25 protein-coding genes are annotated in these 26,818 nt (G+C 62.8%); 18 read left to right on the top strand and 7 right to left on the bottom strand.

From position 1 onward, the window contains the following. The first annotated feature begins 10 nt into the window (after positions 1-10). A complete protein-coding gene (locus tag KM135_RS20245; RefSeq protein ID WP_485116777.1) occupies positions 11-1,276 on the top strand; it encodes a hypothetical protein in 1,266 nt (421 codons plus the stop codon). A 37-nt stretch (positions 1,277-1,313) separates the two neighbouring features. On the opposite strand, the gene KM135_RS18035 is transcribed toward KM135_RS20245, so the two are convergent. From KM135_RS18035 to KM135_RS18010, 6 genes are all read right to left on the bottom strand, one after another. Then, a complete protein-coding gene (locus KM135_RS18035) occupies positions 1,314-1,715 on the bottom strand; it encodes an ABC transporter substrate-binding protein (protein WP_221715465.1) in 402 nt (133 codons plus the stop codon). Between the two features lie 70 nt (positions 1,716-1,785). Beyond that, complete coding sequence (locus tag KM135_RS18030) at positions 1,786-2,637, bottom strand: copper resistance protein B (protein WP_221715464.1); 852 nt, start codon at positions 2,635-2,637, stop codon at positions 1,786-1,788. After that, positions 2,634-4,385, bottom strand: a complete 1,752-nt coding sequence (locus tag KM135_RS18025; protein WP_221715516.1) for a copper resistance system multicopper oxidase — start codon at positions 4,383-4,385, stop codon at positions 2,634-2,636. The genes KM135_RS18030 and KM135_RS18025 overlap by 4 nt, the downstream gene beginning before the upstream one ends. 206 nt (positions 4,386-4,591) lie before the next feature. Further along, a complete protein-coding gene (locus tag KM135_RS18020) occupies positions 4,592-5,170 on the bottom strand; it encodes an RNA polymerase sigma factor (protein ID WP_221715515.1) in 579 nt (192 codons plus the stop codon). Between the two features lie 8 nt (positions 5,171-5,178). Continuing rightward, entirely contained in the window at positions 5,179-5,619 is a 441-nt protein-coding gene (locus tag KM135_RS18015) for a periplasmic heavy metal sensor (protein WP_221715463.1), read from the bottom strand. Beyond that, the gene (locus tag KM135_RS18010; protein ID WP_221715462.1) at positions 5,616-5,888 is read right to left on the bottom strand and encodes a hypothetical protein; all 273 of its coding nucleotides are present in this window, start codon (positions 5,886-5,888) and stop codon (positions 5,616-5,618) included. The genes KM135_RS18015 and KM135_RS18010 overlap by 4 nt, the downstream gene beginning before the upstream one ends. A gap of 115 nt (positions 5,889-6,003) precedes the next feature. Here KM135_RS18010 and copC point away from each other — a divergent pair, with 115 nt between their 5' ends. The 14 genes from copC (at position 6,004) to KM135_RS17940 (ending at position 22,463) form a co-directional block, all read left to right on the top strand. Beyond that, positions 6,004-6,393: a copper homeostasis periplasmic binding protein CopC gene (gene copC / locus KM135_RS18005; protein ID WP_221715461.1), complete on the top strand. Its 390-nt coding sequence runs from the start codon at positions 6,004-6,006 to the stop codon at positions 6,391-6,393. 5 nt (positions 6,394-6,398) lie between these two features. Next, positions 6,399-7,274, top strand: coding sequence for a copper homeostasis membrane protein CopD (gene copD / locus KM135_RS18000; RefSeq protein WP_221715460.1), 876 nt, complete (start codon positions 6,399-6,401; stop codon positions 7,272-7,274). A gap of 324 nt (positions 7,275-7,598) precedes the next feature. Beyond that, positions 7,599-8,807: an acetyltransferase domain-containing protein gene (locus KM135_RS17995; protein ID WP_221715514.1), complete on the top strand. Its 1,209-nt coding sequence runs from the start codon at positions 7,599-7,601 to the stop codon at positions 8,805-8,807. Between the two features lie 340 nt (positions 8,808-9,147). Then, positions 9,148-11,259, top strand: coding sequence for a TonB-dependent siderophore receptor (locus KM135_RS17990; RefSeq protein ID WP_246606320.1), 2,112 nt, complete (start codon positions 9,148-9,150; stop codon positions 11,257-11,259). 74 nt (positions 11,260-11,333) lie between these two features. Then, positions 11,334-12,260: a 2-hydroxyacid dehydrogenase gene (locus KM135_RS17985; protein WP_221715458.1), complete on the top strand. Its 927-nt coding sequence runs from the start codon at positions 11,334-11,336 to the stop codon at positions 12,258-12,260. A gap of 233 nt (positions 12,261-12,493) precedes the next feature. Further along, positions 12,494-13,159, top strand: coding sequence for a haloacid dehalogenase type II (locus KM135_RS17980; RefSeq protein WP_221715457.1), 666 nt, complete (start codon positions 12,494-12,496; stop codon positions 13,157-13,159). Positions 13,160-13,179: 20 nt separating this feature from the next. Further along, on the top strand, positions 13,180-14,469 hold the full coding sequence (locus KM135_RS17975; protein ID WP_221715456.1) for an NAD(P)/FAD-dependent oxidoreductase: 1,290 nt from the start codon (positions 13,180-13,182) through the stop codon (positions 14,467-14,469). Beyond that, positions 14,469-16,019, top strand: coding sequence for an ABC transporter substrate-binding protein (locus KM135_RS17970; RefSeq protein ID WP_221715455.1), 1,551 nt, complete (start codon positions 14,469-14,471; stop codon positions 16,017-16,019). Before KM135_RS17975 ends, KM135_RS17970 begins: the two co-directional genes overlap by 1 nt. A 5-nt stretch (positions 16,020-16,024) precedes the next feature. Then, entirely contained in the window at positions 16,025-17,011 is a 987-nt protein-coding gene (locus tag KM135_RS17965) for an ABC transporter permease (RefSeq protein ID WP_221715454.1), read from the top strand. Continuing rightward, entirely contained in the window at positions 17,008-17,838 is an 831-nt protein-coding gene (locus KM135_RS17960) for an ABC transporter permease (RefSeq protein WP_221715453.1), read from the top strand. Before KM135_RS17965 ends, KM135_RS17960 begins: the two co-directional genes overlap by 4 nt. Then, positions 17,835-19,658, top strand: a complete 1,824-nt coding sequence (locus KM135_RS17955) for an ABC transporter ATP-binding protein (protein WP_221715452.1) — start codon at positions 17,835-17,837, stop codon at positions 19,656-19,658. The genes KM135_RS17960 and KM135_RS17955 overlap by 4 nt, the downstream gene beginning before the upstream one ends. After that, the gene (locus KM135_RS17950; RefSeq protein WP_221715451.1) at positions 19,658-19,966 is read left to right on the top strand and encodes a (2Fe-2S)-binding protein; all 309 of its coding nucleotides are present in this window, start codon (positions 19,658-19,660) and stop codon (positions 19,964-19,966) included. The genes KM135_RS17955 and KM135_RS17950 overlap by 1 nt, the downstream gene beginning before the upstream one ends. Next, the gene (locus KM135_RS20180) at positions 19,948-21,327 is read left to right on the top strand and encodes an FAD/NAD(P)-dependent oxidoreductase (RefSeq protein ID WP_343228227.1); all 1,380 of its coding nucleotides are present in this window, start codon (positions 19,948-19,950) and stop codon (positions 21,325-21,327) included. The genes KM135_RS17950 and KM135_RS20180 overlap by 19 nt, the downstream gene beginning before the upstream one ends. Then, positions 21,324-22,463, top strand: a complete 1,140-nt coding sequence (locus KM135_RS17940; protein WP_221715450.1) for an NAD(P)/FAD-dependent oxidoreductase — start codon at positions 21,324-21,326, stop codon at positions 22,461-22,463. Before KM135_RS20180 ends, KM135_RS17940 begins: the two co-directional genes overlap by 4 nt. A gap of 10 nt (positions 22,464-22,473) precedes the next feature. Here KM135_RS17940 and KM135_RS17935 read toward each other — a convergent pair whose 3' ends face one another. After that, positions 22,474-23,949, bottom strand: a complete 1,476-nt coding sequence (locus tag KM135_RS17935) for an aldehyde dehydrogenase family protein (RefSeq protein WP_246606319.1) — start codon at positions 23,947-23,949, stop codon at positions 22,474-22,476. Between the two features lie 186 nt (positions 23,950-24,135). On the opposite strand from KM135_RS17935, the gene KM135_RS17930 reads away from it, so the two are divergent. The 3 genes from KM135_RS17930 to KM135_RS17920 form a co-directional block, all read left to right on the top strand. Then, positions 24,136-24,993: a GNAT family N-acetyltransferase gene (locus tag KM135_RS17930; RefSeq protein WP_221715449.1), complete on the top strand. Its 858-nt coding sequence runs from the start codon at positions 24,136-24,138 to the stop codon at positions 24,991-24,993. A 7-nt stretch (positions 24,994-25,000) separates the two neighbouring features. Continuing rightward, positions 25,001-26,467 carry an NAD-dependent succinate-semialdehyde dehydrogenase gene (locus KM135_RS17925; protein ID WP_221715448.1) on the top strand — a complete coding sequence of 489 codons (1,467 nt, stop codon included), beginning with the start codon at positions 25,001-25,003 and terminating at the stop codon, positions 26,465-26,467. 16 nt (positions 26,468-26,483) lie between these two features. Beyond that, the coding region (locus KM135_RS17920; RefSeq protein WP_246606318.1) for an isocitrate/isopropylmalate family dehydrogenase at positions 26,484-26,818 on the top strand (335 nt) is incomplete at its 3' end.

Raw genomic sequence — 26,818 nt, 5'->3', positions numbered from 1 at the left:
GAAGAGGTAGATGTCGGCCGGTCAGACGATCGAGCCGCACGCCGGCGAGATGAAACCGGCGAAGCAGATCCAAGCGACGGAAACGCGCATCGATCAGGACCTGCTGGGCCTGGTTGATTTCGAGAAACGTGAAGGCAGTGCCGCCGCGTGCGAACCCGTCACGCACGAGAACGATCGCTCGCTCGGCACTTGGCAGCACTTCCCGATCGATCCGGCCGATCTCGGTGGCCAGCAGCGACTGTTCGGCGGCAAGTCGATCGACTTCGCGGCGCCGCTCCAGCCGCAGCACGGCCACCTCCGCCTCTACCGCCGTCTGTTCCGCGCGCGCACGATCGACATTGCTCCGATTGGCAGCCCGGTTTCCGAGCGGGATCGACCCGCCAACCATGATCGCGAAATCATTGCCCTGCCCAAAGTGCCGCAAGCCGACCCGACCGGTCGGATCGCCGACATTGCCCGTTTCGGAAAGGCGAACCCGAGCCTCCGCGGATTGTCCTTCTGCCAGGAGCAGAGCAATGTCCGGCGCTTCTCCCGCATCGCTTGCAAGAGTCATGTCGGAAAGAACGCCAGCTTCCAGCTCGAAATTGGAATCACCTCCCCACCAGGCGGCCAGATTTGCGCGAGCGATTTCCGCCTGTCTGCGTGCCTGGTCCCGCGCGATCCGCGCTTCCGCGACAGCGGTCCGCGCTCGTTCGCCTGCGAAGAGAGGATCGAGGGCGCGCCCGACACGTCGATCGACTTCGCTCGCCGATCGCTGCGCGGCGGCCAGACGCTGATCCGCAATCCCGACTGCAGCTTGCGCGGCAAGAGCTTCGACCCAGGCCGATTGGACCTCGGCAAACCGGTCAAGCATTCGCAAACGGGCGCGTTGCGCCGTTACACCGGCTTCCGAGCGCGCCGCATCGACGCGCGCTTTCCGCTTTCCGGCGCGCTCCCATGTGCGCTCGTACCAGGCGGTTGTCTGGGATGTTTGAAATGGCGAATATTGGCCGGTGCCGGCAAAATCCTCGAGTTCCACTCCGACGGTGTCACGAGGTCGCACATCTCCCTGTGCAATTGTTGCTTTTGCGACGTCCATGTTCGCAGCATTCGCCGCGAGAATTGGATCACCGCTGGCGACACGGGAAAGCGCCTCACCCAGCGTCAAGGGTTGAGCAACTGCCGACTGCGCTATGAAAATGAACGGGAGCAGGCCATGGAGCGGCCTTACTCGAAAGGGGCGTGCGCCAGAACGCGCACGATCAAGGGAAAACATGACCTGATGCCTTGCATATGAGCGTGGGACACCCCGCGCTGCAGATGCGGCGCGGTGCTCAGCTGTAAGAAATCACCTGTCTCGGAGGGCGTTCGGGCCCACCCGACTTTTGTCCCACGTGCCCCGGCATCGACACCAATCGGAACAGGTCACGTGTCAGCGTCGCCTGCCCGGTATTCATCGGCGCGGTTGCGGGGAGACCAGCACCCGCGTCGCTATGATGATGATGCGTTCCTGGCAAATGGTCGGGAAGATTGTCGTCAGCCATACCGACATCGGCATGGTCAGGTTCGAGGCTCAGATCGCTCAACATCATATGTTCATGCGCGACTGCAACGCCGCCTGCATGCTGCATCTGATCGATCGCGCTCGAGAGTGAATTGGCGGCAAGCATGATGGCGAGCGCGAGGCAAAGCAGCGCGTAAAATCGACTGACCGCAAAGAGCCTCATGAATGGCATGAAGCGAGCCTATCGAGGCCGTTTGCACAACTCAAGACAGGATCGCCACGCTCGGACGGCATGATCTGCTCTAAAACCACAGGCGGACGCCCGTCACAAACCGCAGACTTTCGACCGCCTCACCATGCGCGCGGGCAAAGCGCGCGGTCGCCCCGAGCTTACGATCCCAGTTAAAGCCGACATAGGGAGCAAACTCCCGCACGACCTCATAGCGCAGCCGAAGACCGAGTTCGACGGAGGTGAACCCGGCGCCGGTTTCGAGTTCCTTGATTTCCTGCGCCGAGAAATTCATTTCCGCAGCGGGTTGGATAATCAGGCGCTGCGTTATGCGTTGATCGTAGCTGGCTTCGGCGCGCGCGGTAATCTCGCCCTTTTGGGAAAGGAAAAGCTCTCCCTCCATTTCGAACCAATAAGGCGCGAGTCCTTCAATACCGAGCACGGCGTGCGTCCGCGTCGGGCGCGGGCGAATATCCTGCCGAATGCCGGCGCGCATATTGAACCAGGGATCGAGAGCGTGGCTCCAGCCAGCCTGCAGCTCAAAACTCTCAACTGGACCTCGTATCTCGCCCTCACCCTTTGTCTTGAACGCGAACCGATCCAGATCGCCGCCGACCCAGCCTTCAACCTCCCAGGCATAGCCATCGCTGCCTTTGCCGGGCTTCCATTCCAGCCGATCCACCATGATTTTCGATGCGCCCATGCCACCGCCCTCATAGCGAAGAGCGGCACGGGCCTTCTCCATCTCTACGGTGTCATAGAATGCGTCCGCAGCATGATCGGTGGGGGCCGCAGGTGAAGTCGCCCGGGATGTGCCTTCATCGTCGGCGGACCCGGGGCTCCCATGATGTGCGTCATGGTCTTGGGCCCATCCCGCTCCCGGCATCGGAAGCGTTGAGAGTGCGAGAACGACGGCGAGTCTCATGCGGTCCCGCCCTCCTTTCGCACGGTAACGACCCGGAACATCCCGGAATGCATGTGCAACAGCATGTGACAATGGAACGCCCAATCTCCCAATGCATCCGCCGTCAGGTCGAAGCTGAGCTTGCCGCCGGGCAGCACATTCACGGTGTGCTTACGCGGTTGCTGGTCTTCCGCGCCGTTCACCAGTTCGAAGAAATGCCCATGGAGGTGGATCGGGTGCGGCATCATGGTGTCGTTGACCAGCGTGACGCGAACCCGTTCGTTGTGACGGAACGCCAGCGGCTCCGGATTTTCGCTGAGTTTCACACCATCAAACGACCACATGTAACGTTCCATGTTGGCCGTGAGATGCACTTCCAGTTCCCGCTCCGGCGAGCGACGATCGTGGCTGGGATGGAGAGCCTTGAGATCCGCATAGGTGAGAACCCGATGGTCTACCTGCTCAAGCCCGGTCGGACGATCGGCGATCCGGTCTGCTGGCGCGGCCGAGATGGTCGCGACCCCCGGTCCCATCCGCACACTCTCTGGCGCGAGCGATTTATCGCGCATTTTCATCGACCCGTGCCCACCCTTGGACGGCGCATCCGCAGGAGCGCTCAAGTCCAGCGTGCCGCTCGCCAGGTCCATGCCGGACATGTCCATGCCCATGTCCTTCATGGTGAGCAACGGACGTGCTCGCAACGGCACGAGCGGGGCCGTCATACCAAGCTGAGGCGCAAGAGTGGCGCGGCACAGTCCGGACCGGTCGATCGCTTCGGCTATGATCGCGAATGGCCGGGCTGCGCCCGGCGTGACGATGACATCGTAGGTCTCCGCGATGGCAATCTGCAATTCGTCCGTTTCGACCGGCACGACATCCTGACCGTCTGCCTGCACGACCGTCATCGCAAGCTCAGGCAAGCGCAGATTGAAGTTCGTCATGGCGGAAGCATTGATGATGCGAAGCCGGACCCGTTCGCCCGGAACGAACAGCCCCGTCCAGTTGGCATCACTGTCGTGCCCGTTGACGAGATAACTGTATGTCGAGCCGGTGACGTCGGAAATGTCCGTCGCATCCATCCGCATTCGGCCCCAGTCGATACGCTCGTCCAGCGACTGGTCCTTTCCGGCCAACAGCCCCGCAAGCGTCTGCTTCTGCATGTTGAAATATCCGCCCATCTGCTTGAGGCGGCGCAATTGCTTATGCGGATGAACGGGGCTCCAGTCGGAGAGCAGCAGAACATGCTCCCGATCATAGCCGACCGGATCCTCCCCGGCCGGGTCGATAACGAGCGGGCCGAAGAGGCCCATGGCCTCCTGCATATTGCTGTGGCTGTGGTACCAATAGGTGCCTGCCTGACGAACCGGAAATTCATAATGGAAGGTGCTGCCGGGCTTGATGCCCGGAAAGCTGATTCCCGGCACGCCATCCATCTGAAACGGGAGGATGAGGCCGTGCCAATGGATCGAGGTGTCTTCGCTCAGCTCGTTGGAGACTGACAGCCTGACATTCTGCCCTTCCTTCAATCGCACGAGCGGCGCTGGCATCGTGCCGTTCGCCAGAATGGCGTGCCCGGATCGACGCCCCACCTCGATGTGGGAACTTCTGATCCGCAGCTGGATATGATCTCCCGAGAGCTCCGAGCCAGCCTTCGTGCCGGCGGTCCCCGTCTGCGCCCATGCCGGAAAAAGGGAGTCTGCAAACGCCAGGCCGACGGTCGTGAGACCACCTCTGAGAATGGAACGTCGGTCGCTCAGACCCCAACGCATATCCGGCTCGCCTTTGCTCACATGGTCAAGGCGATCATCGCCCTTCCTGTCTCGTCATACGCAAGCAATTGCGTTTCCACTCAATCTCTGACGGAAATTTTTTGCAGCGACCTCGATCCGCCATCCATGGACAGGCAAGCCGGCAGATGGCCAATTCTCCATCCCAACCTCACTGAGTTGCCGGTGCGCAGCGCCGTCCAGCAACGTCACAGTGCCGACGTCGGCTTCGCCAACAGCTCAGTCAGTTTGAGGCGGGCACGGTAGAGCCGGGTCTCTACGGTCTTCTGGCTGACACCCAGAAACTGGGCGACAGCCGCCTGGCTCATCTCTTCGACCGTCCGCAGGAGAAGGACTTCACGAAGCTTGTCGGGCAGGCGCTGTATGGCCTCTCGCGTGCGCGCGAGCTCTTGCCGGGACGAAGCCTCGGCATCAGGCCCGGGCCTTTCATCGGCAACGTCCAGACTCCCGTCAAGCGGCTGCGCCTGCCAAAAGAAGCGGCGCACCATTTGCCGGCGACGCCAGTCGCGGCATTTGTTGAGCGCGATGCGCATGATCCATCCGCGAAAGGGACGATCGAGATCATATCGGTGCAAGTTCGTAAAAGCGGCGATGAAGCTCTCCTGCGTGAGATCCAGGGCGGCATCGGCATCGGCAGTCTGCGACCGGATCAACCGATAGACGGCGTCGCGATGACACTCGATCAAGGCTCGGCACGCATCTTCATCCCCATGCGATGCCCGCGTCGCCAGATCAGCATCCCCCGGACGCGCCGGAACAGGAGCCACCGGCACTTTCACTGCGTAGGGGCAGTCAGAGCTTCCACCATCGCTTTGTCAAAGTGTTGCGCCTGCTCCGGGGTCAACACTTCCCGCATCGCGAAGAGGTGCTGCAAAGTGCGCTTCTGGAGCATGCCCATGGCGTGATGCGATCGATCGATGGCTTCCGCGACTTTCGGACCATAGCCCCGTTCGGCTTCGATCGCGGTCGCGAGTCTTCTGTTGTCGTCAGCCATTTCGCGCTTGTAGGCCGCCTGCTCGTCCGCGAATTTCTTCTCGATAAGGTCGATGCGAGCACGCTGGCCCGCGTCGAGGTTCAAACCGCTGTGCAGCACCGCGTGAAAGCTTGTCTCGGGTGCAGACGGCTCGACGAGGACAAGACGACCGGCCAGAACACCCAGCAGCGCCGCCACGAATGCGACGACGATGGTGACGATCGAGCTGTTGCCGATCTTCATCGGGCGCCGATCAACAGCGCGGATGGGGCGTTGACCGGAGCCTGGTTGAGCACGAATGGCGGCTCCGCTCGCGCACCAACGGGCGAAAAGACGGACACGCCAAGGCCCAGGAACAAGGCCAGCGAGGCCATTGTGACGACCTGACCTCGCGCACGGCTGCGGGCACGGACAAGCGCGATACCTGACAGCACGTTGTCATCCATTGCCGACAAGCGCGGATCGACGGCCGCGTGGCGGAGATTTCCTATAAGCCTATCGAGATCGGTCATGACTACCTCCTTCCTGATGATACGCAGCCCGCGAAAAAATCACTCACCTGGTTCAGGGATAGTCCCATCGGGCGCGTATTCTCAAGAACCGGCCACGCAATGGAAGGATCAGGTCATGCAATCTCGTCGTTTGTCAATTCGTGGGTTCCTCGCCCTCCTCTCGCTCGCCGTAGCAGGCCCCGCGTTCGCGCACGCTTCTCTCGTAAAGTCGACACCGGCTGCCAAATCGACCGCCAGCAATGTCAAAACGGTGAGCCTGACCTTCTCCAGTGCCGTGACCGACAAGCTGTCCGGGGCCGAAATCGTGATGACAGGCATGCCGGGCATGGCCAATCATGCGCCCATGAAGGTGACCGGCTTCAAAACCAGTCTCGCCGGCGACGGCAAGACGCTGACACTCGCCCTGCCGCGGGCACTCCCGGTCGGCACCTACAAGCTGAGCTGGCATGCTGTGACCGGTGACGGCCACAGGATCGAAGGCAGCTACGACTTCGCCGTGAAGTAATCATCATGGATCCGCTGGCCGTAGCGTTTCGCCTCGGCAATTTTGCGACGCTGTCGCTTCTGACGGGCGTTCCGCTTTTCTTGCGGATGTCGCTGGGAGGAGCCGAGGCCAAGGCCATCCTGGAACGGTATCGGACCCTGCTCACGCTGCTCGCAGCGACTGCTCTTGCGACTTCGCTGTGCGGGATCCTCGCGACCGCGGCGAGCATGGCCGGCACCGATATCTTTCCAGTCGACTGGGAGACCGTCGAACTTGTGGTCCGATCGACCACCATAGCTCAGCTCGCGATGGTCCGAGTTGGGCTCCTTCTCCTCCTGATCGTCATCCTGTTCTGCGACGAGGAGCGGCATCCCGTCCTGCTGTTGATGCTATCCTCTGCGGCTGCCGCGACTTTGGCGTGGAGCGGCCACGCAGCGAGTGGGGAAAATCTGCTGGGATGGGTTCACCGCCTCGCCGATGTCATGCACATTCTGGCCGCCGCCTTATGGATCGGCGGAATGGCCGCGCTGATTTTGCTGCTGCCGGACCCAGACTATCGGCGGACAGCCAAAATGCTGCATGCTTTCAGCTGGATCGGCAGTGGCATCGTGAGCCTGCTCGTGATCTCAGGCCTGGTCAACTTGGCTCTGATCGTACCGATCGACCGGTTAATGGCATTGCCCGAAACACAATATGGCCGACTGCTCGCCCTCAAATTGCTGTTGTTCATGGTCATGTTGTTGCTGGCCGCAAATAACCGGTTCCGGCTTTCCCCGCGTTTTGACCGGCAGGCACCGAACACGGCGAAAGCGCTCAGGTCGGCGATCGCTATCGAGCTTCTCATCGGCTTTGCAGTGCTGACACTGGTTGCTTGGCTAGGGACGCTCGACCCCGAGCTTTGAGCCGAACTGCACCATATCCGACCTGCGCGGGCTTGAAGGCCGGCTTCGAGAACAAGCCGGCCTTTTGCGCGAACCCGGTTCATTTCATCCTGCATTGCGAGATGCCGCCAATTCTAAGATCGCCGCGCCGTACCTGCCGGCTGCTTGCGAACGGTCTTCGCTCGTTCGCACAATTTCCCTTCGATGCGAGGCCTGCGGCGCCTGCTTGCCGTGACGGCCATGTTTTCGCAATTTCATGCCTTGCGCAGGCATTGTTTTGGCAGTGCATGTTTCTGCGCGGGTCTAGCCTCTGTATATTGGAGCTGGGTTGAGAGGGCTGCGAGCATGGCAACTGAAACGATCGCTACAGCCAATTGGGCGGGGCCATCGGTGGCCAACAGGACATCGAATGTCGCGACCGCTAAAACCCGCCTGATCGCCATCGATGCCCTGCGCGGCCTCGTGATGCTGTTCATGCTTGTCGATCATGTTCGCGAGACCTGGTTTCTGCATATGCAGGTGACCGATCCTGTCGACGCGCACACCGCCGATCCCGCACTGTTCTTCACGCGGTTGATCTCGACCTTCTGCGCGCCCGTGTTCATCGCACTGACGGGTCTGTCAGCCTGGCTGTACGGGCAATCGCACAGCAAAGCGGAGGTCTCGTCCTTTCTCGTCAAGCGGGGGCTGTTCCTCATTTTCCTCGAACTGACGTTTGTAGGATTTGCATGGACCGCGAAGTTCCCGCCGACGACATTCTGGCTCCAGGTGATCTGGGCCATCGGCATCTGCATGATCGCGCTGGCAGGTCTTATCCACCTCCCCCGATGGGCGCAGGCAACCCTGGGCCTCGTGATTGTTTGCAGCCACAATCTGCTCGACTCGATCGTCCTCACGCCCGCTTCGCCCTGGTATTCCTTGTGGGCCGCGCTGCATCAGCGCGCGATCATCGAGCTGGGCGGCGGCATGATCGCAAAGACGACCTATCCCGTCCTGCCCTGGATCGGCCTGATCCTTCTGGGCTATGCGGTGGGACCATGGTTCGCAAAGCAGGCTGACCCCGCAGCGCGCATCCGGCGGCTTGTGTGGCTGGGCATAGGGCTGATCGCTGGCTTCGTGCTGCTTCGCTTTGCGAATGTCTATGGCGATAAGCCTTGGTTTTACGCGGAAACATCGCTGCGAACGGTCATGAGCTTTCTCGCGCTCACCAAATATCCGCCATCACTGCTCTTCCTGATGCCGACGATCGGTTTTGGCGCCCTCATGCTGGCTCTGTTCGAGAAGTTGCAGGAGCATCGCGCAATGCCGATGCTCGCGATGCTCGGCGGCGCGCCGATGTTCTACTACCTGCTCCACCTCTACGTCCTGAAAGCGCTCTACCTCGTCGCGCTCGGCATCTATGGGCCCAACAAGGGCACTGTCTTCGGGGTCGATAATGTTTCGACGGTCTGGCTGTGGGTCGCGATCCTGGTCGTGCCGCTCTATCTGCCGACCCGATGGTTCGCTGGCCTGAAACAGCGCCGCAAGGATATCTGGTGGCTCAAATATCTGTGAAGAGCGCCCCGAGCGGCCGATATGGTAGCTGCCCTTCTCGGCATATTACACGATAATGACAGTCCATACACAACATTACGCTGCGCGCGACGGTCTCTTCGATGCAAGATTCTTGCCGGGAGGCATAGGGTCGAAGCTGCAGACAAGGCGCATAGAACCGCGCTGACAACAGATAATTCGCAGGACATTGATGCAGGGACGCCGTCTTCTGCCAGCGAGATGGTGCGCCCCATTCACGAGGAACGAACGACAACAACTAAATCTCAAGGGGTAAGTCATGCGCAATCTAACCAGACTGAAACTGTGTCTCTTCACTGGCGCATCCTTGGCCGCCGCCACGATGAGCTCCCCCGCCTTCGCGCAGGATGCCGAAGATACGCCCGCTGAAGGCGCAATCGTCGTCACAGGGCAACGCCAGGCATATTTCGGCGATCTTCCCGTGCGCGACATGCCGCAGAACGTGCAGTCGCTCTCGGAAGAGAGTCTGAAGGTTGCGGGCCTGACCCGTCTCGAGACCGCACTGGACCTGGTCAGCGGCGTGTCGCACCTCAACAATTTCGGTGGACTGTGGGAAAGCTACGCCATTCGAGGCTTCGCGGGCGATTCCAACAACGTGCCCACGGGTTTCCTCGTCAACGGCTTCAATGGCGGCCGCGGCTTCGCAGGGCCGCGGGACACATCCAGCGTCGAGCGCATCGACGTCCTCAAGGGGCCAACGTCAGCGCTATTCGGGCGCGGCGAGCCGGGCGGTACCGTCAACATCGTCACCAAGAAGCCCGAGTTCAATGAAGAGGGCTATATCCAGTTGCAGGGTGGTAGCTGGAACGCTTTCCGCGTGGAGGCCGACTACACGGCGCCCATGTCCGACAATTTCGCGGTCCGCCTGAACGGCGCATATGACAATGCACAGAGCTACCGCGACACGGTCCACACGAAGAAGATCTTCCTCACGCCGTCGCTGCTGTGGAAGCTCGGGGCTAACACCAGCATCTCCTACGAAATGGAGTTTTCGTCGCAGAAGATTCCGTTCGACCGCGGCATCTCGATCTTTCAGAACAATTTCGACCGGCTGCCTCCATCCCGCTATCTCGGCGAACCGGGCGATGGCCCGATCAAGCTCGACGTGTTTGGTCACCAGCTGCAGTTGCAGCATGACCTGAACGAGAATTGGAGTCTGCTGGTCGGCGCTGCCTTCCGCACAACGTCGCTGGAAGGCATCGGCGAGTATATGGAGCTGGCGGCAGCGAGGCAGCCCTTCCTCACCAACGGCACGATCGTGTCGCGCCAGCGTCGCTTTGCGCGCTCGACGTCCGAAAACATCGTCGGCCGCGCCGAAATTACGGGTCATTTCGATATTGCCGGTCTTTCGAACACGCTGGTCGTCGGTTCGGACTATGAGTTCTTCGAGCTCGACCAGTTCCAGAGCCGCTTCCGGCCGCCGGCTTACAATAGCTCGCTCACGCTGGCCCAGATCAATGGCCTGGATGTGTTCAACCCGGTTTATGGAGCCTATGCCGCGCCAAACGCCCAGGCGTCGCTCGTCTATAACCGACTGGAACGCGATCATAGCTGGGGCGCATATTTCTACGATCAGATCGATCTGACGGAGTGGCTCAAGGTTCGCGTCGGCGGCCGCTATGACGAATTCCGTCAGCGGCTTCTGAATCGCGCGGCAGCTATGTCGGCGACCAATCCGGCAAGGCAGACGGTTACGGCATTCAGCCCGCAGGGCGGCATTGTCGTCCAGCCGACCCAGACGCTTTCCATCTACGGCAGCTATGGCCAGGGCTTCCGCCCCAATTCGGGTCAGGACTTTTTCGGCAGCACTTTTTCGCCGGAAGAATCCGAATCTTACGAAATCGGTATCAAGTACACATCGCCGGACAGCCGCGTGAACGCTTCGGTCGCGGTCTTCACGATGGAGAAGACCAACATCCTCACCGCGGATCCGAACCCCAACCATTCCGGCTTCGTGATCGCGGTCGGTTCGGCACGCAGCAAGGGCCTCGAATTCGACCTCAGCGCCAAGCTTCCCTATGATTTCAATATCATCGCCAACTATGCCTATATCGACGCCTACTGGACGTCCGCCGTGCGCGATCCGGACTTTGCCCTGCAGATCCTGCCAGGCGATCCGCTCATCAACATTCCCAAGCACAGCGCCAACATATTCGTCACCAAGGAATTCTCGATCGGCGAGAAATCCGCTCTTCTCGGTGCCGGCGTCCAGTATATCGACAAGCGGCTCGGCGAAACGGCGACGACCTACACCCTGCCCTCGGTCACGCTCGTGAAGATCGTTGGCTCCGTGGATATCACGGAGAAGCTGACGATCAGCGGCAATGTCGATAATCTGTTCAACGAGCGCTGGTTCTCTAACTCCTATTCGGCACTATGGACTTTCCCTGGTGCCCCCAGGAGTTTCTCGGTGCGAGCGAGATATCGCTTCTAGGCGCTTGTCGAACAGAGCATTTTCCGGTGCGCGGGGGTCTTCGGCCTCCGCGCATCCTGTTTGGAGGCAGACGCATGAGCTTTTTGTTTCTGGGAAGTCCGGATCGTGCGGCGATCATGCGCGCCGTGTTCGAGAGTGAAGCTCCCGACATCGCCTTCTACGATCAGGACAGCGCTCCCTCCCCGGAACAGGTCCGCTATCTGGCGACATGGATGCCGCCGGACGACGTTGCGCAGCGCTACACCGGACTGGAGCTTCTTTTTTCGACAGGTGCCGGCGTCGATCAGTTCGACATGAGCCAGCTGCCCGCCCATGTCGGACTTGTTCGGCTGATCGAAAGGGCTCTCGTCGCCGGTATGGTGGAATATGTCTGCGGCGCGGTTCTCGCGCTCCATCGGGATCTGTTCGACTATGCCGACGGGCAGCGTGCCGGGAGATGGCAGGAACTGCCTGTCATATCCGCAAGAGAGCGCCGCATCGGCATTCTTGGCGCGGGTGAACTCGGCAGCGCCGTTCTCACCGCGCTGTCGCCTTTCGGCTTTCCACTGGCGGCCTGGAGCCGGACGCCGCGCGACCTGGCATGGGCCGAGCATCATTCCGGCCCCGATGGGTTGGATGCCATGCTCGCGCGCACGGACATCCTCATCTGCCTGCTGCCGCTGACCGCCGCGACCGTCGGCATATTGTGCCGGGATCTCTTCGAAAAACTGCCGCGGGGGGCTTCCCTGATCAACGTCGGCCGCGGCAGGCATCTTGTGCAGCAGGATTTGCTGCAAGCGCTCCACGCGGGTCAAATTTCCCGCGCTGTCCTTGACGTTACCGATCCCGAGCCACTCCCATCCGGCCATCCGTTCTGGGATCATTCGCGAATTCACCTGACGCCGCACATCGCCAGCGTTACCGACCCTCGCGGCGCTGCGCGCGCCATGATCGCCAACATCCGCCGGCATCGCGAAGCGCGTCCGATAGAGGGACTTGTCGCTCGCGATCTCGGCTATTGAGACGGCGGCACGACATGCTGGGCAACACGTCCAGAAGACCCTGCTTCAGTCATCTGAGCGCGAATTCCGCCAGCCCGGACTCGCTGCAGCAAACTATGCCGAAACTTGAGACAAATGGCATGATATGCGCCGCAGCAGGCCTGCACATCAGGCAAAACTTTCGGCTGGCCCGTGCGGTAATTGACCGGTGAAGCCCGGCCAACGGGCGACAACTTGAACAAGGGAAAGCCAGGATGACCTTCCGACCGAAATATATCAGCTTCGACTGCTACGGCACGCTGACCCGCTTTCACATGTCGGACATGGCCCGCGCCTATTTCAAGGACAAGGTGTCCGCCGAGAAGATGGACGATTTCCTGACGGACTGGGCACGCTATCGCCTGGACGAAGTGCTGGGCGAATGGAAGCCCTACAAGGACGTCATCTGTAATTCGGTCGCGCGCACTTGCGCGAAATGGGGCATTCCTGGCGACGATAGCTTCGGGACGTCGGTCTATGAGGCTGTCCCGACCTGGGGGCCACATGCGGACGTGCCGGGCGGCCTCTCGCAGATCGCCGACAAGATCCCGCTCGTGATCCTTTCCAATGCGAGCAACAGCCAGATCCAGTCCAACGTCGACAAGCTCGGCGCGCCGTTCCACCGTGTCTATACGGCAGAGTCCGCGCAGGCCTACAAGCCGCGCATGCAGGCATTCGAATATATGTTCGACCAGCTCGGCTGCGGCCCGGAGGAGATGATGCACGTGTCCTCCAGCTTCCGTTACGATCACAACACGGCAAGCGATCTCCGTTACGGCTGCCGCGTCTTCATCAACCGAGGCCATGAGCCGTCGAACCCCTTCTATCGGGATATCGAAATCCCCCATATCGGCTGCCTGCCTGCCGTCGTCGGGCTCTGAGGCGCGGCGCTGGAACGACGATGGACTGCCCCAGCCTCGACTCCTACTGGCTCGCATCCGCGCCCCGCTTCACGGCGGGCGCGGATGGGGAGCCGGGCGGCGAGTTCGATGTCGCAATCATCGGGGGCGGTTTCACTGGCCTGTCGGCGGCACTGGCTCTGCGCGAGCAGGGGGCGAGCGTGGTCGTTCTGGAAGCTGGCCGGGTAATTGGCGAGGCTTCCGGTCGCAACGGCGGGCAATGTAACAACGGCACGCACCAGGACTATGGCGCGCTTGTCGCGGCGCTCGGTCGTGAGCGGGCCCAGGCCTACTACCGCGCGCATGTCGATGCGGTCGACAGTGTCGAGGAAGTGGTTCGGGCGCACGCCATCGATTGCGACTTTCAGCGCCGCGGCAGGCTGAAACTCGCAGCGAAGCCGCAGCATTTCGAGAAGATCGAAAAGGCTTATGTGCTGCTGCGCGCCGAGGTCGATTCCGAGGTCGAACTGATTGCGCCCGAGCGAATTCAGGAGGAGATCGGGTCCTCCGGCTTTCATGGGGGTCTGCTCCAGCGCACCAGCGCTCAGCTTCATGTCGGCAGGTTCGGCATTGGGCTCGCACATGTTGCGGCAGCGGCCGGCGCCGCAATCTTCGAGCAGGCTCCGGTGACTGACCTTATCGCACGCCCGACGGGTGGTTGGACCGTCGTGACGGGCCGGGGTTCGCTCGCTGCAAGGCAGGTTCTGGTCGCGACCGGCGGCGCGCCGACGCAAAGGCCCTTCGCATGGTTCCGCCGCCGCCTGGTGGCGATCGGCAGCTTCATCATTGCAACCGAACCTTTGCCTGCCGGCCTCGTGGAGCGTCTGTTTCCGCAGCGCCGCAACTATGTGACGAGCAGGATCATCGGAAACTTCTTCCGTCTCTCCCCTGACGATCGTCTGATCTTCGGCGGCCGCGCACGCTTCGCCATCTCCAATGCGAAATCGGACGTGAAGAGCGGTGTCATTCTCAGCCGCGCAATGCGGGACATGTTTCCCGAACTGGCCGAGACGCGCATCGATCATGTCTGGGGCGGCATGGTGGACATGACGGCGGACCGCTTGCCGCGCGCCGGCGAGCATGACGGCCTTTTCTACGCCATGGGCTATAGCGGCCATGGCGTGCAGATGTCCGTTCACATGGGCAAACAGATGGCGAAATATATGGGCGGCGATCTGAGCGCCAATCCCTGGGCCAGTCTGGATTGGCCCGCCATTCCGGGTCATCTCGGCAAGCCCTGGTTCCTGCCCGCTGTCGGTGCCTGGTACAAACTCCAGGATGCGTTGCACTGATGGCGGACGGCTCGATCTTTTCGCGGCGCGAGATGCTGGGCGGCGGGCTTGCCCTCACAGCGGGCGGCCTTCTCGTGCCCGAGGGCGCCATCGCCGCCACCCAGAGCCTGCCGCGCCGGGGTGGGCGCATTCGGGCAGCCTGCATGTCTCTCTCGACCGCCGACACGCTCGACCCTGCAAAGGGTGCCCTGTCCAGCGACTATGTGCGGCACTTCATGCTCTACAATTGCCTGACGGAGCTGGACCGCCGCCTGCGCCCCATTCCATCCCTGGCTGAAAGCATCGTCAGCAAGGATCAACGTCTCTGGTACATCCGCCTGCGCAAAGGCATCACCTTTCATAACGGCAAGGCGCTGACATCTGCCGACGTTGTCTACTCGTTGCTCCGTCACAAGGACCCCGCCACCGCATCCAAGCTCGCGGCAATCGCCGAGCAATTCGTCGCGATCAGGGCGAACGGTCCGCTCGAACTCACCCTTCAACTGGAGGGGCCGAACGCCGACTTGCCGACGATGCTCGCGCAATCGCATTTCGCCATCGTGCCTGCGGGAGAAAAGGCGTTCACGAGCGGCAACGGCACCGGCCCATATCGCCTGGCGGTGTTCAGTCGCGGCGTGCGCACCGTCGGGCGCCGCAACGAAAACTACTGGAAGCCCGGCAAGCCCTATCTCGACGAAATCGAACTGATCGGCATTCCCGATGAGGTCAGCCGGGTCAACGCCCTGCTTTCCGGCGACATCCATATGGCCCTTGCTGTCAATCCCCGCTCCACGCGCCGGGTCAGCGCCTCGCCGGGCCATGTCGTGCGGGAGACACCTTCTGCTCTCTACACAAACCTCATCATGCGGCAGGACCAGCTCCCGACGTCCAATCCGCACTTCGCCGCCGGCATGAAATATCTGATGGACCGGCCGCTGATCAAACGCGCGCTTTTCCGCAACTACGCGACGATTGCGAACGATCATCCGATACCGCCGTTCCATCCCTATTTTCGCAGCGATCTTCCGCAGACGGCGCTCGATCTGGACAAGGCCCGCTGGCATCTCCAGCGCGCAGGGATCGGGCGGACGCGCGTGCCGGTCTATGCCTCCCCCGCAGCGGAAGGCTCGGTCGACATGGCCTCGATCGTTCAGGAATATGGCGCCAAGGTCGGGCTCAACGTGGCGGTCAATCGCGTCCCGGCAGACGGCTACTGGTCGACGCACTGGATGAAGCATCCGCTTGGCTTCGGAAACACCAACCCGCGCCCCACCGCCGATCTCGTCTTCAGCCTGTTCTACAAGTCGGATGCGGCATGGAACGAATCCGGCTGGAAAAATCCGCGGTTCGACCGCCTGTTGCTGGAAGCGCGAGCGGAAGGCGACCATGCACGTCGCAAGCAGCTCTACGGCGAGATGCAGGGGCTCGTGCGAGCGAATTGCGGCGTATCCATTCCCGTGTTCATCAGTCTTATCGACGCCTATGATCGTCGGCTCAAAGGCTGGTATCCCGTGCAGCTTGGCGGCTTCATGGGCTATACCTTCGCCGAGCATCTCTGGTGGGAAGGCTGACCCCGATGGCCTCACCAATTTCTGCCGGCAGCTCCGGCACGCGCAAGATCGCGATCATGATTGCAGGCCGCATCGGCCTTGCCTTCGTGACTCTCTTTCTCGTCTCGCTGATCGTGTTTGCGATCAGCGACCTCTTGCCCGGTGACGCCGCGCAGGAAGCCCTGGGCCAGAGCGCGACCCCCGCACAGGTTGCCGCGCTTCGCCATGAAATGGGCCTCGACCGGCCCGCCCATGTGCGTTTCGGAGGCTGGATCACAGGTCTCGCGGGGGGCGATGCCGGCACGTCGCTCGTCGCGAACATGCCGGTCGGCGAGATCATCAGCCAGCGACTGCCCAATTCCCTTCTGCTCGCCGCGTTCACCGCTCTGGTGTCCGTGCCGCTCGCCCTGTCCATCGGCATTGCAAGCGCGATGAACCGTGGCGGACGGCTCGACCGGGCCCTCAACATCGCGACGCTGTCGATGGTCGCCTTGCCCGAATTTCTGGTCGCCACGCTCGCCGTGCTCATCTTCTCGGTGCATCTGCGCTGGTTGCCATCCATCTCGATGGTGCCGGAGGACGCCGGGTGGGGCGAGATGTTCCAGAGCTTCGCCATGCCGGTCGGCGCTCTGACCGTCGTCGTCGTCGCGCAAATGGCCCGGATGACGCGCGCGGCCGTCGTCGATCAGCTCGACCGGCCCTATGTGGAGATGGCGTTGCTCAAGGGGCTCTCGCGGCGCGCGATCATCGTATCGCACGTCCTTCCCAACGCGGTGGGTCCGATCGTCAACGCGATGGCGCTCAGCATGTCCTATCTCCTGGGCGGCGCGATCATCGTCGAGACCATTTTCAACTATCCGGGGCTCGCCAGCCTCATGGTCAATGCCGTCACCAGCCGCGACATGCCGCTGTTGCAGGCATGCGCCATGATCTTCTGCAGCGTGTATCTTCTTTTGATGCTGATCGCCGATGTCGTCGCGATCCTCGCCAATCCGCGACTGCGCACCGCATGACTCCTGTATCCGCCCTTCGCTGGACGCGCCGCCTGCCCCTTTCCGGCCGCGTCGGTCTGTTCTTCGTGTTGTTCTGGGCTCTGGCCGCCCTCGTCGGGCCGCTGCTGGCACCTTATCCGATCGGCGCCTTCGTCGATCAAAATGTCTTCAGCGGCGCGTCCGGCCAGTTCCTCCTCGGCACCGACTATCTCGGCCGCGACGTGCTGAGCCGGGTGCTGCTGGCAGCGCGCTACACGATCGGGCTCGGGACAGGAGCGGCGCTGCTGGCCTGCCTCTGCGGAACCGGCCTTGCGCTGACGGCGGTGGTCAGCCCCGCCTGGCTCGACGAGTTGCTCTCGCGTTTCATGGACACGCTGATCTCGATCCCGTCCAAGATACTCGCGCTGGTCATGGTGGCCGCCTTCGGCTCGTCCTTGTGGCTCCTCCTGCTGATCGCCGGCATAACCTATATCCCGGGCAATTATCGCATCGCCCGCGCGCTTGCGGTGAACCTCAACCAGCTGGACTTCGTTGCTGTCGCCCGCGCGCGGGGCGAGGGACGCTTCTACATCGCCGTGCGCGAGATCCTGCCCAACATGATCCACCCGCTGCTGACCGATCTCGGCCTGCGGTTCGTCTTCATCGTCTTGCTGCTCTCCGCGCTGAGCTTTCTCGGCCTGGGTGTCCAGCCGCCCGCAGCCGACCTGGGATCGCTCGTACGCGAGAATATCTCCGGCATCGCCGAAGGCGCGCCGGCGCTGATCGTTCCTGCCCTGGCGATCGCCACCTTGACCGTTGGCGTCAATCTGCTGATCGACGCCCTCCCCCGCGGCGGGAGGCGCGGATGACGCCGGCGCATGTCACCGTTGCCGGCCTGACGATCGAGGCGCAGACTGATGACGGCTCGACGCTCGTCATCGTCGATGACGTCAGTTTCTCGATCGAGAAGGGCCAGGTGCTGGCCCTGATCGGCGAATCCGGGTCGGGCAAGACGACGATCGCCTTGTCCCTGCTCGGCCATGTCCGGCCCGGCGCCCGGATTGTCGGCGGATCCGTGCGCCTCGGCGATCAGGAAATCACTGCGCTCGACATGGCGCAGTTGCGATCTTTGCGCGGCAATCGCATCGCCTACGTGGCGCAAAGTGCGGCAGCGGCTTTCAATCCGTCGCGCACGGTCATGGATCAGGTGATCGAGCCGGCCCTCGCGCATCGCATCATGCAACGCCCGGCGGCGCAAGCCAAGGCCGTCGCACTGTTCGGAGCGCTCGGATTGCCGAACCCGGGCAAGATTGGCGAGCGCTATCCGCATCAATTGTCGGGCGGCCAGCTGCAGCGGCTGATGGCGGCGATGGCACTCATCACCGGGCCCGAGCTGATAATCTTCGATGAGCCCACCACCGCGCTGGACGTCACGACCCAGATCGGCGTGCTTCAGGCGTTTCGCTCAGCCGTGCGGGATCTCGGCACGACAGCGGTCTATGTGAGCCATGATCTGGCGGTCGTCGCGCAGATGGCCGACCACATCGTGGTTCTCAACAAGGGCCGCATAAGGGAAGCGGGCACGACGGATCAGATCCTCCACGCGCCACGAGATGACTATACGCGCACCCTGATGGCAGCCGCCCGTCCCGTGCCGACAACCGGGCCGGCGGAGTCCGACACGGCGCGGCCACTGCTTCAGGTCGATGGTCTGACGGCCGGATACGGCAAGGTCGATGCTCGCGGCGTGCCCGCAATCCCCGTGCTTCACGATCTTTCGTTCAGCTTGCAGCGCGGCGAGATCCTCGGCGTCATCGGCGAGTCCGGCTCCGGTAAATCCACACTTGCGCGCGCGATTGCCGGGCTGCTTCCCCCCGCCCGAGGTGCCGTCAGGCTAGACGGCCGCACTCTTCCGCCGGGCCTTGCGGGGCGCTGTCGCGATCAGTTCCGTCAGATTCAGATCGTGTTTCAGAACGCAGATGTGGCGCTCAATCCGGCCCACAGCGTCGGCGAAATCCTGCGCCGCCCGCTCGCTTTCTATCATGGTCTTCGCGGCACCGCTGCGGACGCGCGCGTCGCGGAACTGCTCGACCGAACCCGGCTTCCGGGCACGCTCGCGGATCGGCGCTGCACGGACCTGTCCGGCGGCCAGAAGCAGCGCGTCAATCTTGCTCGTGCCCTCGCAGCTGGGCCGGATCTCATCCTGTGCGACGAGGTGACCTCAGCGCTGGACACCGTCGTCGGCGCCGCCATCCTCGATTTGCTTGCGGAACTGCGCCAGGAACTCGGCATCGCGATGATGTTCATCAGTCACGACATTTCGACCGTGCGCGCGATCTGCGACGACGTCATGGTGCTCTATGCCGGTCACGCCGTCGATCAGGGGCCGCGCTCGGCCTATGCGGCGCCGCCCTCGCACCCCTATACCGATATGCTGATCGCGTCCGTGCCGGAAATGCGGACGGACTGGCTGCCCGACGGAGCGGGTGCTCTGGCTCTGCCGCCGATCGGCGGCATCGACGATAGCGCTGCGCTATGCAGTTTCCTGCCGCGCTGCCCGTCGCGGATTACCGGTCGATGCGACCGCGCTTTCCCGCCGCATCGGCAACTGCTGTCAGGCAATGCGATCCTTTGCCATCTCGAGGAACACGAGTTGCGTGGGTCGCGCCAGCATGCGGAGGCCCGGTGATGAGTGGTCGCTTCGTGCGCCTGGCAGAAATGGACCGGAAGCCGTTGACTTTTCTGGTCGATGGCGCACCGGTCGACGCGCTGGAGGGCGATACGCTGATGGTGGCGATCCTGACGAGCAGCCGCCGATTGCGCGACTCCGAGTTCGGCGACGGCGCCAGATCAGGCTTCTGCCTGATGGCGGCATGCCAGGACTGCTGGGTGTGGACCAGCGACGGCGACAAGCTGCGCGCCTGCTCGACCTTCGCGCGCGCCGGCCTTGAGATCAGCAGGCGCGCACCGGAGGCGACGTGGCCGAACCTTCCATAATCGTGGTCGGCGCCGGTCCTGCGGGCTTCCGCGCGGCGCAGACGCTGGCCGATGCCGGCCTGCGCCCGATCGTCATGGACGAAGCGCGGCGTGCGGGCGGACAGATTTACCGACGACAGCCGGAAGGTTTCACGCGCAGCCACCAGGATCTCTACGGCACCGAAGCCAACCGCGCCCGCTCCGTCCATGACGGTTTCGATGCCCTCCTTCCACATATCGATTATCGATCCGACACGTTGGTCTGGCATCTTTCGGACGGTCAGGCATGGACCCTCGGGCCGGACGGTCACCGCAGCACGCCTTATGATGCGCTGCTGCTCTGCACCGGCGCGACAGATCGTGTCATGCCGGTCAAGGGGTGGCATCATGCCGGCACCTACAGCCTCGGCGCCGCCCAAATTGCGCTGAAGGCGCAGGCGTGCGCCATAGGAAGCAGAGTTGTTTTTCTGGGATCGGGACCGCTGCTTTATCTCGTCGCGGCACAATATGCGAAAGCGGGCGCAAATGTCGCCGCAGTGCTCGACACTTCCCCATTCAGCGCGCGCATAGCCGCGCTGCCCAACCTGCTTTGCCAACCGGCTGTTCTCTGGAACGGCATAGCGCTGACGCGCGACATCAAGAAGGCTGGCATCCCCGTGCTCTATGGCGTTACGCCCGTCGAGGTCGTCGGAAACCCGGAGACCGGTGTCGGGAGCCTTCGGTTTCGGGCGAGCGACGGAACGGAACAAGACATTGATTGCGATGCGATCGGCATGGGTCATCATTTGCGGCCCGAGGCACAACTGGCCGATCTCGCCCGCTGCGACTTCGCGTTTGAAGCGCTGACCCGTCAATGGCTTCCGGTTCAGGATTCCGATGGGCGCTCATCCGTCGACGGTGTGTATCTCGCCGGCGACGGGGCGCGCATTTCAGGGGCGCGTTCGGCCGAGGTGAGCGGGCGTCTGGCGGCGCTCGCTGTCCTGAAAGATCTCGGTTTCCCCGTGGACAGCGCGGATCTGACGCATCTTCGCAGTGCCAAGGCACGATATGGCCGCTTCGCGCGTGGTCTGGCTCAGGCCTTTCCCTGGCCCTCCGAGCAGGCGAAGGCATTACCCGACGAGACGATCGTGTGTCGCTGCGAAGCCGTGACAGCGGGAACGCTGCGCGAAACGGTAAGGGAAGCCGGCGCACGGGAAGCCAATCGGGCAAAGGCACTCAGCCGCGTCGGCATGGGCCGCTGTCAGGGACGCTATTGCGGACTTGCCGCAGCTGAGATCATTGCCGCGGAAGCCGGCGTGCCGCTCGAAAGCGTCGGCCGCCTCCGCAACGCTGCTCCCGTCAAGCCGATCGCGATCGGCACGGCCAGGACATCAGGAGAATGACGAGCCCCATCCGATCGGACATTTTGATCATTGGCGGTGGCATCATGGGGTGCGCTTCAGCCTTCTTCCTGCGCCGGCGCGGCATCTCGGTGAATCTGCTTGAAACGGATCTGGTCGGCCGGCAGGCCAGCGGCACCAATTTCGGCAACGTCCGGCGTCAGGGCCGCCCGCTCTATCAACTTCCACTGGCGAACCGCTCGATCGCCATATGGCGCCAGGCGCAGGCGCTGCTGGGCACCGACATCGAGTATCTGCAACGCGGCCACATGCGGGTATCCTATCGAAACCGGCCCGAAATTGCCGGGGATATGGAGCGCTATGCCGCCGAGGCAGCGCAGTTCGATCTCGACCTGGAAATGATTTCCGGTAACGCCCTGCGGGCTCGCTTTCCATTTCTCGGGCCGGAGGTTCTTGCCGCTTCGCTTTCGCCGGATTGCGGCCATGCCAACCCACGGCTCACCGGACCGGCCTTTGCCCGCGCCGCGGAGCGCGCCGGTGCGGGTGTCCATGAAATGTGCAAGGCGGTCAGCGCCGCCAAAGTCGGCGACGATTTCCTGGTGACAACACAGGACGGGCGCGAATTCAGGGCGCCCATCCTTCTCATTACAGCGGGCGCCTGGGCGAAGCGCTTCGTCGAGGCATTTGGCGAGACGGCGCCGCTGACCTCGCGCGGGCCCAATATGTGCGTCACCGAACCCCTGCCCTACGCCATCGGGCCGTCCATCGGAGTCGCCACACCCGAGACCATGGAATCCGTCTATTTCCGGCAGGTCGAGCGCGGCAATCTCGTCATCGGCGGGAGCATACAGAACCCCACCTTCCCGGACGAGTATCGGGTCTATGTAAAGCCCGAGAACAGCATCGGCCAATGGCAGCAGATGCAGAGGCTGATCCCGGCCATCGGCAAGCTTAACATTTTGCGGACATGGAGCGGGATCGAGAGCTATCTCCCGGACCACCAGCCCGTCCTGGGTCCCAGCGCGGCCGTTAGCGGGCTATATTACGCATTCGGTTTTTCCGGAGCAGGGTTTCAACTCGGACCGGGCGTGGGCGAGACGATGGCCGAACTCATCGGCACAGGCGCGACCGACATCGATCTCACGGCCTATCGCATCGATCGCTTCTCTTCGGAGTAACCGCGACCCGTCAAAGCTGGATCAGCGCGGTCTTGGACTTGAGATTGGCGACATAGGCCTCCCGGCCAAGATCCTTGCCGATGCCCGACTGTTTGAACCCGCCGGTCGGCAGCATGAAATCGTTGCTCCGGCCATAGCGGTTCACCCAGACCGTGCCGGCCTCTAGCGCCCGCGTCGCGCGCAAGGCACGATTGAGATCCCCGGTATGCACGCCCGCGGCCAGACCGTACCGGCTGTCATTCGCCAGCGCATAGGCCTCTTCCTCGTCCGAGAAGCTCTGCACCGTGAGGACGGGACCGAAAATCTCGTCCTGAACAGCTTCGCTGTCCTGAGCGAGGCCCGTGAGCACGGTGGGGAGATAGTAGCTCCCCTCCTGCGGCGCTGGCGCGCGACGGCCGCCAGTCAGGACGGTCGCGCCGCCCGAAATGGCACGACCGACAATCCCGTCGATTTGCGCGAGTTGCTTCTCGGAAATGATAGGTCCCATCGTGGTGTCGTCTGCCCAGGTCGGGCCGATGCGATGCGCCTCGAACGATTTCGTGATCCTCTCGATCACCTCGTCCATCACGCGATCCTGCACCAGCAGGCGCGATCCTGCGACGCAAACCTGCCCTGCATTGAGCGCGATCGCGCGTGCAACGATCGACGCCGATTGCGCGATATCCTTGGCATCGGCGAAGATGATCTGTGGGCTCTTGCCGCCAAGCTCCAGGGTAACCGGTTTTGGGCCGGTCTGGGCGCAGGCCGTCATGATCGCAATACCGGTGCGGGTCGATCCCGTGAAACTCACTTTCGAAATTGCCGGGTGGCGGCAGAGCGGATCGCCGACCGTCGCGCCGTCGCCCTGAACGATGTTGAAGACTCCCTTCGGCAGTCCAGCCTCGATCGCCAGCTCCGCCAGCCGCACCACGCTGAACGGCGTCATCTCCGATGGCTTGAGTACGACCGAATTGCCCGCAGCAATCGCGGGCGCGATCTTCCAGGCTGCCATGACGAGCGGGAGGTTCCACGGCGCAATCGCGGCGACGACGCCATAGGGTTCGCTGATCGTCATGCCGATCTTGTCGGGTGTGGTCGGCAGCACCGCACCGCCTTCCTTGTCGGCAAACTCGGCGAAGAAGCGCAGGCACTCGGCCGTATAGGAGAGATCCCAGGCCAGGATTTCTCCGATCGTGCGCGTGCTGCCGACAGCTTCGAGCGGCGCCAGCAGCGGTGCGTCGGCCTCGATCAAATCAGCCCAGCGTCGCATCACTTTCATGCGCGCACGCGGATCCGCTTGCGCCCATCCGCTGCGCCTGAACGCGCTCCTTGCATTGCCGACGATGGCGTCAACCTGGTCGGCACTGGCGCAGTCCAGTTCGCCATGGATCCTGCCGTCCGAGGGCCGAAGAACCGGCATGCCTGGACCAGACCCGGCGACACGCACCCCGTCGGAAAAATTATTGGCCAGATTGAGGGCGATGCGATCGGGGTCAAAGGCGCTCATGCTGCGTTCCTCGGCGATTCCAGTCATCGGGATAGCCAGGCCCGACCGACATTTGCCGTTTCAACGCCTGCCCCTTCGCGATTTTCTTCCGAATCCAAAGAGAAGGCAGCACCTAATGCCAATGGCGCCTGCTAGTCTCTTCAATGTCCCTCCACGCACGTGGCGAACCGAGATGGAGAAGCATTCATGGCAATCGAGCTGAAGCGGATTGTGCAGCTGCGACCAATGGCGCCTGCCGATCTGCCTGCAGCCCATGCACTCTCGCGCGCGCAACAATGGCCGCATCGGGCCGAAGAATGGTCGGCATTTCTTGATCTGGGCGAAGGCCTGGTGGCCGAGCGCGACGGCGTGATCGTCGGCACGACAATGTGGTGGTGCTATGGGGAGGACTATGCCTCGCTCGGCATGGTGATCGTCGCCAGGGAGGCGCAGGGCCTCGGCATCGGCCGCCAGCTGATGGAGGCGGCGATCGAGCGCCTGTCGGGCCGCACGATCCTGCTCAACGCAACGGATGAAGGCCTGCGGCTGTACAAGGCCCTCGGTTTTGAGCCGTTCGGAACGATCCTGCAGCACCAAGGCGCTCCGTTCGACATTCCCGTCGCGGAGCTTATCCCCAACGAGCGTGTGGCCCCGATGAAAGCGGGCGAGCTTGCCGACATTGTGCGCATCGACGGCGAGGCGACCGGTCTCCAGCGCGGCAGGATCATCGACCATCTGTTCGACCAGGCTCAAGGCGTCGTGTTGAACCGCGAGGGTGACCAGGCGGGCTATGCCCTCTTCCGCCGCTTTGGCCGAGGCTATGCCATAGGCCCCACAATCGCGCCGGACATCGGCGGCGCAAAGGCCCTGATCAGCCATTGGCTCGGGTCGAACACCGGCATGTTCTGTCGGCTGGATGTGCCCGAGGACAGCGGCCTCTCGGCCTGGCTCGATGAAATGGGGCTGCCCTGTGTCGGCCGCGTCACGCGCATGCATCGCGGCGAGCTCCCGGCCCATGGCAAGGCCCTGCGCGCTTATTCCCTCGTCAATCAGGCTCTCGGGTAACTGTCTCATGATCGCTTTAAAGTTGTCCGACCCGGATATGTTCCGGGAGACCTCCTTCATCGCCGGTGAGTGGGTGTCCGCCGACAGCGGCGCCGCTCTGGACGTCGATGACCCCGCTTCCCAGGCCGTGATCGGCACCGTGCCCGACTGCGGCGTCGTTGAAACCGAACGTGCGGTCGCCGCGGCGCAAACGGCCTTCGGCCCATGGCGCGCGCTGCCCGCCGCCGACCGCTCGGCGGTCCTCGAGCGCTGGCACACCCTCGTTCTCGACAATATCGCCGACCTGGCCCTGATCATGACGGCGGAGCAGGGCAAACCTCTCGCGGAAGCCGAAGGCGAAATCCGCTACGCCGCAACTTTCATCAAATGGTTCGCCGAAGAAGGGCGACGCGCGAGCGGCTACGACGTGACCCCGCCCGAACCAAATCGTCGGGTTCTGGTGATGAAGGAACCGGTCGGCGTCGCGGCGGCGATCACGCCCTGGAACTTCCCGGCCGCGATGATCACGCGCAAATGCGCGCCGGCCCTCGCTGCTGGCTGCCCGGTGATCGTCAAGCCGTCCGAACTCACGCCGTACACCGCTCTCGCGCTGGCCCGCCTCGCCGAGCGCGCCGGCTTGCCAAGGGGCGTCATGAATGTCGTCACCGGCCGGCCGACCGACATCGGCTCCGTGCTGACCGGCAGTCCGATCGTCCGCAAGCTCTCGTTCACCGGTTCGACCCGGATCGGCCGCCTGCTGATGCAGCAATGCGCCGACACTGTGAAGCGCACGAGCATGGAGCTTGGCGGCAATGCACCGCTCATCGTGTTCGACGATGCCGATGTCGATCTTGCCGTCGCCAGCACCATGGCCAGCAAGTTCCGCAATTCTGGTCAGGCTTGTGTTTGCGCCAACCGGATTCTTGTTCAGGACGGTATCTACGATCTGTTTGCGGAAAAGCTGGCCAGGGCCGTCTCGGGCCTCCGTGTCGGGCCCGGCGATCGGGACGGGACGACGGTCGGGCCACTCATCAATGTCGCGGCGGCAGACAAGGTGAACGCGCATATCGACGATGCCCTGAGCAAGGGCGCGAGACTATACGCCAGCGGCGACAATCCGATGAACGGCGCGCGGTTCGTCACACCGGTCATTCTCGCGGGTGCCAATCCCGACATGCGGGTGGCGAGCGAGGAAACCTTCGGTCCGGTCGCGCCGCTGTTCCGGTTCGGTTCGGAGGACGAGGCCATCGAACTGGCCAATGCCACCGAATATGGACTGGCGAGCTATTTCTACACCGAGAACCTGCACCGGGCTTTCCGGGTCGCGGAGCGCCTGGAAGCGGGCATGATCGCGCTCAACACCGGATCGCTTGCCATGGAAATGGCGCCGTTCGGAGGCGTCAAATTGTCCGGCGTAGGCCGTGAGGGAGGCCGGGCAGGCATTGAGGAATATCTCGAAACCAAGGCATTCCACATCGGTGGCCTGAAGCTCTAATCGGGAAGCAAAACGCATGGCTGAGACAAGCAGATCGAGGCGCACTTACGAAATCGCCGCTATTCCGGGCGACGGCATCGGCAAGGAAGTGCTGCCCGAAGGCATCCGCGTGCTGGAGCGCGCCGCGCAGCTCTATGGCTTCACGCTGGAGCAGACATGGCACGATTTCGCGAGCTGCGACTATTATCTCAGGCACGGAGTCATGATGCCGGAGGACTGGAAGACGCGGATCGGATCGCCCGACGCCATCTTCTTCGGCGCGGTCGGCTGGCCGGACACGGTGCCGGACCATATCTCGCTCTGGGGCTCGCTCATCCAGTGGCGCCGCGAATATGACCAGTACATCAATCT

This window comes from Sphingobium xanthum (assembly GCF_019737615.1).
In the GTDB taxonomy this organism is placed as follows: Bacteria; Pseudomonadota; Alphaproteobacteria; order Sphingomonadales; family Sphingomonadaceae; genus Sphingobium; species Sphingobium xanthum.
This window is presented reverse-complemented; position numbering and strand designations above follow the sequence as displayed.